Below are 7,497 nucleotides of genomic sequence, written 5' to 3'. Positions count from 1 at the left end.
GCCGCCAGCACGGTGGGGGCCGGCGCGGCGGTGGCCGCCGCGGCGAGGGCGCGGGCCCGGCGGACCCGGCGCAGGGCCCGGCCGGCCAGCGCCAGCGCGACCAGCCAGCCGGCGCCGAGCACCGCGTAGACCACCGCCGGGACCGGGCCGCCCAGCTCGCCGGCGCGCAGCAGGGTGCGCGCGTTGGTCAGCACGATCACCCCGCCGATCACGGCGCCGAGCAGCTGGGCGGGGACGATCCGGACCAGCCAGGCGGCGACCGGCGCGGCGACCAGCCCGCCGACCAGCAGCGCCGCCACGGTGGGCAGCAGGAAGCCCTCGGCGCCGAGGCCGACGAGGAACCCGGCGCTGGCGGCGCCGGCGACCACGAACTCGGCGGTGTCGACCGAGCCGATGACCTTGCGGGGCTCCAGCCGGCCGGAGACCAGCAGCGCCGGGGTGGCCACCGGCCCCCAGCCCCCGCCGCCGGTGGCGTCGACGAACCCGGCGACCAGCCCGAGCGGGGCGAGGAAGCGGCCCCGCAGCCGGCCGGCGGCCCGGTTCGCACGCAGCGGCCGGGAGAAGCGGACCAGCAGGTACGCGCCGAGGCCGAACAGCACGGCGGCCATCCAGGGCGCGGCGGCCTCGGTGGAGATGGCGCTGAGGAAGGTGGCCCCGGCGAACGCGCCCACCGCGCCGGGCAGCGCGATCCGGGCGACGACCCGCCAGTCGACGTTGCCGAACCGCCAGTGCGAGAGCCCGGCCGCGAGGGTGGTGCCGATCTCGGCCAGGTGCACGGAGGCGGACGCGGCGGCCGGCGCCACCCCGGCGAACAGCAGCAGCGTCGAGGAGGTGAGGCCGTACGCCATGCCGAGCGCGCCGTCGACCAGCTGCGCGGCGAGCCCGACCAGGGCGAGGATCAGCAGCTTGCGCACGGGCGCCCCCTGTCTTTTCGGCATCTCCTATCGACTTGGTCGACAATGCGGCACGACGGGGCTCCGGTCAATCCTCCATCCGACTGGTGGGACGACGCGGGCGAGCGGTCAGCTCCAGGCGGCTGGGTCGGCGGCCAGCTCGTTGACCCGGGCCGGCAGCGTCCCGCCGGCCACGTCGGCCAGGGTGACCAGCTCGAGGATCTCCCGCTCGCTGGCCCGCAGGGCGATCCACACGTCCTGCAGGGCGCGGGCGGCCCCCTGGTAGCCGAGCTGCTCCGGCCGCTGGCCCCGGATGTGCGCGAGCGGCCCGTCGATCACCCGGATCACCTCGGCCAGGGAGATCTCCGACGCCGGCCGGGCCAGCCAGTAGCCGCCCTCGGGGCCGCGCTGGGCGTGCACGATGCCGCCCCGGCGCAACTGGAGCAGGATGCTCTCCAGGAACTTCGGCGGGATGTCCTGGCTGCGGGCGATCTGCTCGGCGGTCACCGGTCGGGTCCGGCCGGTGACCGTGCCGCCCTCGGCCACCGAGGCCAGCTCGGCGGACGCGCGGAGGGCGTAGTCGACCCGGGCGGAGAGACGCATGCCGGCAAGGTTAGTCGCCGGCTCCGCCGCCCGGTCCCGCACCCCTCGGCCGATCGGCCAGGCCGGGGCCGGTCAGGCGCCGACCCGGCGCAGCAGCCCCTCCTGCACGGCGCTGGCGATGTGCCGGCCGTCGGTGGTGAACATCCGGCCGGTGGCCAGGCCCCGCGCGCCGGAGGCGGACGGGCTCCAGCAGTCGTAGAGGAACCACTCGTCGGCGCGGAACGAGCGGTGGAACCACAGCGCGTGGTCCAGGCTCGCGCCCACCACCCCGCCCGGGCCCCAGACCTCGCCGTGCACCGACAGGACCGAGTCGAGCAGGGTCAGGTCCGAGGCGTACGTGAGGGCGCAGGCGTGCAGCAGCGGGTCGTCCGGCAGCTTGCCGTCGAGCCGCATCCAGACCCGCTGGTGCGGCTCGGCCGGGCGGTCGCCGGGGCGTACCCAGCCGGGCTCGCCGACGTAGCGGACGTCGATCGGACGGGGAATCTGGCCCCAGATGCCCAACCGCTCCGGGTAGCGGGAGAGCCGGTCGGTCATCGTCGGCACCTCGTCCGGCCCGGGCACCTCGAGGGGGGCCGGCGCGTGGTGGTCGAGCCCCTCCTCCTGCCGCTGGAACGAGGCCGACATGAAGAAGATCGGCTTGTCGTGCTGGAGCGCGACCGAGCGGCGCACCGAGAAGGACCGGCCGTCGCGGACGTTCTCCACCTGGTACTCGATCGGCTCGGCCGGATCGCCGGGGCGGACGAAGTAGCCGTGCAGGGAGTGCACGAAGCGCTCCGGCTCGACGGTGCGCCCGGCGGCGACCAGGGCCTGGCCGGCGACCTGGCCGCCGTACACCCGCTGCGGACCGACCGGGGGGCTGATGCCCCGGAAGGTCATCTCGCCGGTGTGGTCGAGGTCCAGCACCTCCAGGAGCTGGTCGACCGCGGCCTGGCCGGTCGCCGCCGCCGGGCTGTCGCTCACTGCAGGGCCCGCGCGGAGGCGGCGTCGACCAGCGAGCCGAGCTGGTGCACCCGCAGGGTGTTGGTGGAGCCGGGGGTGCCGGGCGGGCTGCCCGCCACGATCACCACGTAGTCGCCGGGGTTGGCCCGGTTGAGGCCGAGCAGCGCCTGGTCGACCTGGCGGAACATGTCGTCGGTGTGCTCGACGAACGGCATCAGGAACGTCTCGACGCCCCAGGAGAGGGCGAGCTGGTTGCGCACCTCGGGGACCGGGGTGAAGGCCAGCAGCGGCAGGTCGCAGTGCAGCCGGGCGAGCCGCTTGACCGTGTCGCCGGTCTGGGAGAAGGCCACCATGGCCTTCGCGCCGATCGCCCGGGCGATCGAGGAGGCGGCGACGGTGAGCGCCCCGCCGTGCGTACGCGGGTCGTGCTGGAGGCGGGGCACGCCGATCGAGCCCGACTCGGTGGTCTGGATGATCTTGGCCATGGTGCTGACCGTGAGTACCGGGTACTTGCCGACGCTGGTCTCGCCGGAGAGCATCACCGCGTCCGCGCCGTCGAGCACCGCGTTGGCCACGTCGGAGGCCTCCGCGCGGGTCGGCCGGGAATTCTCGATCATGGAGTCGAGCATCTGGGTGGCCACGATGACCGGCTTGGCGTTCTCCCGGCACAGCTGCACCGCGCGCTTCTGCACCAGCGGCACCTGGTCCAGCGGCAGCTCGACACCGAGGTCGCCGCGGGCGACCATCACGCCGTCGAAGGCGAGCACGATCGCCTCCAGGTGGTCGACCGCCTCCGGCTTCTCGACCTTGGCCAGCACCGGGCGGCGCACGCCCTCCTCGTCCATGATCGAGTGGACCAGCTTGATGTCGTCGGGCGAGCGGACGAACGACAGCGCGATCAGGTCGACCCCGAGCCCGAGGGCGAAGCGCAGGTCCTCGGCGTCCTTCTCCGACAGCGCCGGGACGCTCACCGCGACGTTGGGCAGCGAGACACCCTTGTTGTTGGAGACCGGGCCGCCCTCGGTCACCAGGCAGCGGATGTCGTTGCCGGTCACGTCGCTGACCTCGACCGCCACCCGGCCGTCGTCGATCAGCAGCCGGTCGCCCGGCTTCACCTCCTGCGGCAGCTTCCGGTAGGTGCAGGAGACCCGCTCCTTGGTGCCGAGGATGTCGTCGCCGGTGATCACCACGGAGTCGCCGGTGCGCCACTCGTGCGGGCCGTCGGCGAACCGGCCGAGCCGGATCTTCGGGCCCTGCAGGTCGGCGAGCACCGCGACCGGGCGGCCGGCGGCGTCGGCGGCCTCGCGCACCAGTCGGTTCACCGCCTCGTGGTCGGCGTGGCTGCCGTGGCTGAAGTTGAGCCTCGCCACGTTCATGCCGGCCTCTACCAGGCCCCGGATGCGCTCGGGCGACGAGGTGGCGGGGCCGAGGGTGCAGACGATCTTCGCGCGGCGGTTCACGCCCATCAGGCTAGTCTCTCCTCCGGGTCGACCTGCCGACCGACCCCTTTCGGACTGCGGAACATTGTCCGACGACGCGCGAGAACCGCGCAGCGGGCGGTGAGTACCGCACCGGAACGTCGTGAGCGGCGGGCATCGGCGACCGCGCGGCGGAAATCGTACCGCCCGGTCGCAGCCCGCCGACGCGGCGCTCCCCGGGGCCGGGCGGCCGCCGGCCCACCGGCGAGGGACGAGCAGCGCGACGGGCGCGACGGCGACCGGGCCCGCCCGGCGGGGATCCGCGGGCGACCGGTCGCCCGGCCGACGTCAGCTCTCCGTCTTGGCCAGGGGAAACTCCAGCGAGCCGGCCGGGCAGAGGAAGGTGAGCACGTCCACGCGGTAGAGCCCGGCCTGCACCGCCGGGTCCGCCTCCATCACGCTGCGTACGTCGTCCACCGAGCCGGTACGGGCCAGTCCGAAGCCGATCGGCGGGTCCGGCTCACGGGCCGGGCCGTCCACCGAGCCGTCGATCAGGATGATGCCGCGCCGGTGCAGCGCCTGCATGTGCTGCAGGTGCTCGGCCTGGAGCCGCTGCACCGTCTCCTCCGGCAGGGCCCGGCCGGACGGACCCGGGTAGAGCACGATGCACTCGTACGTGTCGAGCGCGAAGTCGACCCGCGGCGTCGCGGCCATGGCGCACCTCCAGACGTCCGTCCGCCTCCGGCTCAGCGTCGCACGGCGCACCCCGCCGCGGCGGCCGCTCGGCGCAAGGTGGCGGGGTTGCCCACCAGGTGCGCCGTTCGTCCCGGCGATCCGGCGACCGACAAGATCAAAGAATCCACGAAGCGCGCTTCGCTGGTACGTTCGGAAACTGCCGACGACCCATCGCCGAGCGGAGGTCCAGGGTGAGCCACACCCCGCCGGCCGGCTCCCGCTGGCAGGACGTCTTCGCCGCCGGCGGGGAGATGGGCACGGCCATCGCCGGCCACGACTGGTCGGCCACCCCGCTCGGCCCGATCGACTCCTGGCCGCAGAGCCTGCGCACGGCGGTGACCATCTGCCTGCACTCCCGGTTCCCGATCCTGCTCTGGTGGGCGAGGAGCTGGTGATGCTCCACAACGACGCGTACGTGCCGATCCTGGGGGCGTCCAAGCGCGGCGCGCTGGGCCGGCCCGGCGCCGAGGTGTGGCCGGAGGTCTGGGACGTCATCGGCCCCATGCTCACCGACGTGCTGGCCGGCCGGGGCGCCACCTGGAACCAGGACCAGCTGCTGCTGCTCGACCGCTTCGGCTTCGTCGAGGAGTGCTACTTCACCTTCTCCTACAGCCCGATCATCGACGAGTCCGGCACCCCCGGCGGCGTCTTCACGGCGGTCACCGAGACCACCGACCGGGTGGTCAGCGACCGCCGGCTGCGGCTGCTCACCACCCTGGGGGCCGCGCTGGTCGACGTGACCGAGCCCGAGGAGGTGCTCCGGCGTACGGCCAAGGCCCTGGCCGGCAGCGCCTCGGTGCCGTTCGTCCGGCTCTACCAGGCCGACCCGGACGGCCTGCGGCTGGTCGCCGGCGACGACGCCGAGCCCCCGCCGGGCGCCGTGGCGTCCTGGCCGCTGGCCGACGTGCTGGCGGACGGGCAACTGCGGGTGCTCCCCCTCGACCCGGCCGACGACCCGGACCGGCCGGGAATCGCCAAGGTCGCCGTGACCCCGGTGCCGGAGCCCGGCGGCAGCGCCCCGACGGCCGTGCTGGTCGCCGGGTTCAACCCGCGCCGTCCGGTGGACGCCGACTACCTCTCGTTCATCGAGCTGCTGGCCGGTCACATCGGCACCGCCCTCGCCGGGGCCCGGGCCTACCAGGAGGAACACCGGCGGGCGGAGGCCCTGGCGGAGCTGGACGCGGCGAAGTCCGCCTTCTTCGCCAACGTCAGCCACGAGCTGCGCACCCCGTTGACCCTGATCGCCGGGCCGGTCCGTGACGCCCTCACCGACCCGGCGCAGCCGCTGCCGGCGGAGCTGCGCCGCCGGCTGGAACTGGTCGACCGCAACGCCGCCCGGCTGCACCGGCTGGTCGACAGCGTCCTGGACTTCACCCGGCTGGAGGCGGGCCGGCTGAAGCCGGAGCGGGTCGCGCTCGACGTCGGCCGGTTCACCCGGGAGCTGGCCGCCGCGTTCGCCCCGGCGGTGGAGCGGGCCGGGCTCACCTTCGAGGTGGACTCCCCCCGGCTGCCCCGCCCGGCCTACCTGGACCAGGGCATGTGGGAGAAGATCGTCCTCAACCTGCTGGCCAACGCCGTCAAGGCGACCCTGCACGGGACGGTCCGGCTCCGGGTCGCCGACGACGACGGCTGGATCCGGCTCACCGTCGCGGACACCGGCGTGGGCATCCCCGCCGACCAGCTCCCCCGGCTCTTCCAGCGGTTCCAGCGGGTGACCGGGCCGACCGGCCGGTCCGCCGAGGGCACCGGCATCGGGCTGGCGCTGGTCCGGGAGCTGGTCCTCCTGCACGACGGCACGATCGAGGCGGAGAGCGCGCCCGGCGCGGGCGCGACCTTCACCGTCCGGCTGCCGTACGGCTCGCCGGAGGCGCCCGGCCCCGCCGCCGAGTCGGCCGGCCCGACCGCGGCGGCGGGCGCGCTGGCGGCCGAACTGGTCGCCGACCCGACGGAGGCCGGTGCGGTGGCTCCGGGCGACGGGCCCCGCATCCTGCTGGTCGACGACAACGCCGACCTGCGCGCGTACGTGGCCGACCTGCTCGCCCCGCAGTTCCGGGTCCGCACCGCGGCCGACGGGCGGGCGGCGCTGGCGGACCTGCGCGCGGACCCGCCGGACCTGGTGCTGGCCGACGTGATGATGCCCGGCCTGGACGGCTTCGGCCTGCTCGCCGCGGTGCGCGCCGACCCGGCCACCGCCGACCTGCCGGTGGTGCTGCTCTCCGCCCGGGCCGGACCGGAGGCCGCGGTCGAGGGGCTGGCCGCCGGCGCGGACGACTACCTGGTCAAGCCGTTCTCGGCGAGCGAGCTGCGGGCCCGGATCCGGGCCAACCTGGACCGGGCGCGGGCCCGGCTGCGGCGGGGCCGGTGGGCGACCCAGGTCGTCGAATCGCTCACCGACGGGGTCTGGATCGCCGACGAGCACGGCGTCATCATCCACGTGGACGAGACCTTCGAGCGGCTGACCGGGTACGGCGCGGACGGCCTGCCCTACCCGCCGCCGTACCCCTGGTGGCCGGATCAGACCGCGCACCCGGCGGAGCGGGCCCTGCTCGACCGGGCCCTGGTGCACCTGCTCGACGAGCGCACCGGGGCGTACGAGGTGCCGTTCCAGCGGCCGGAGGGACGGATGATCTGGGCCTCGGTCTCGGCGATCGAGGTGCCCGACCCGGACCACGACCGCGCCCTGCTGGTCGGCACCGTGCGCGACGTGACCGCCGAACACGCCGTCATGCAGCGGCACCGGGACGCCGCCGCGCTGGCCGACCGGCTCGTCACCGCCGGCGACGAGACCGAGGTGCTGGCGCTGGTCGCGGAGGCGCTGGGGCGGGCCTTCGACGGCCTCGCCCACCGGGCCCCCCGGGACGCCGCCGGGCGGGCGTACACGGCCGCGGGCCCGCTCGACCGCGACCGAC

7 protein-coding genes are annotated in these 7,497 nt (G+C 75.2%); 2 read left to right on the top strand and 5 right to left on the bottom strand.

The genetic code is table 11. From position 1 onward, the window contains the following. The 5 genes from ACWEVO_RS24120 to ACWEVO_RS24100 form a co-directional block, all read right to left on the bottom strand. Positions 1-914 (bottom strand): sulfite exporter TauE/SafE family protein (locus tag ACWEVO_RS24120; protein WP_452309789.1); only part of this gene is annotated, 914 nt, incomplete at its 3' end. A gap of 108 nt (positions 915-1,022) precedes the next feature. Further along, positions 1,023-1,496 (bottom strand): RrF2 family transcriptional regulator, encoded by a 474-nt coding sequence (locus ACWEVO_RS24115; RefSeq protein WP_452309788.1) that lies wholly within the window; start codon positions 1,494-1,496, stop codon positions 1,023-1,025. A 72-nt stretch (positions 1,497-1,568) separates the two neighbouring features. Continuing rightward, a complete protein-coding gene (locus tag ACWEVO_RS24110) occupies positions 1,569-2,456 on the bottom strand; it encodes an acyl-CoA thioesterase (RefSeq protein WP_452309787.1) in 888 nt (295 codons plus the stop codon). After that, positions 2,453-3,901 (bottom strand): pyruvate kinase, encoded by a 1,449-nt coding sequence (pyk, locus tag ACWEVO_RS24105; RefSeq protein ID WP_452309786.1) that lies wholly within the window; start codon positions 3,899-3,901, stop codon positions 2,453-2,455. Before pyk ends, ACWEVO_RS24110 begins: the two co-directional genes overlap by 4 nt. Positions 3,902-4,201: 300 nt before the next feature. Beyond that, positions 4,202-4,567 carry a YciI family protein gene (locus ACWEVO_RS24100; RefSeq protein ID WP_452309785.1) on the bottom strand — a complete coding sequence of 122 codons (366 nt, stop codon included), beginning with the start codon at positions 4,565-4,567 and terminating at the stop codon, positions 4,202-4,204. A 212-nt stretch (positions 4,568-4,779) separates the two neighbouring features. Here ACWEVO_RS24100 and ACWEVO_RS24095 point away from each other — a divergent pair, with 212 nt between their 5' ends. After that, the gene (locus ACWEVO_RS24095; RefSeq protein WP_452309784.1) at positions 4,780-4,983 is read left to right on the top strand and encodes a hypothetical protein; all 204 of its coding nucleotides are present in this window, start codon (positions 4,780-4,782) and stop codon (positions 4,981-4,983) included. Further along, on the top strand, positions 4,965-7,497 hold a 2,533-nt coding region (locus ACWEVO_RS24090; protein WP_452309783.1), incomplete at its 3' end, for an ATP-binding protein. The genes ACWEVO_RS24095 and ACWEVO_RS24090, both read left to right, overlap by 19 nt.

This window comes from Micromonospora sp. NPDC003776 (genome assembly GCF_053605645.1).
Note: the sequence above shows the minus strand (reverse complement) of the source record. Positions and strands in the feature narration are given on the sequence as shown.

Excerpts from the sequence above, each read along its gene's own strand:
- ACWEVO_RS24115 (WP_452309788.1), bottom strand. The coding sequence starts at position 1,496 with ATGCGTCTCTCCGCCCGGGTCGACTACGCCCTCCGCGCGTCCGCCGAG.
- pyk (WP_452309786.1), bottom strand. The coding sequence starts at position 3,901 with ATGGGCGTGAACCGCCGCGCGAAGATCGTCTGCACCCTCGGCCCCGCC.
- ACWEVO_RS24100 (WP_452309785.1), bottom strand. The coding sequence starts at position 4,567 with ATGGCCGCGACGCCGCGGGTCGACTTCGCGCTCGACACGTACGAGTGC.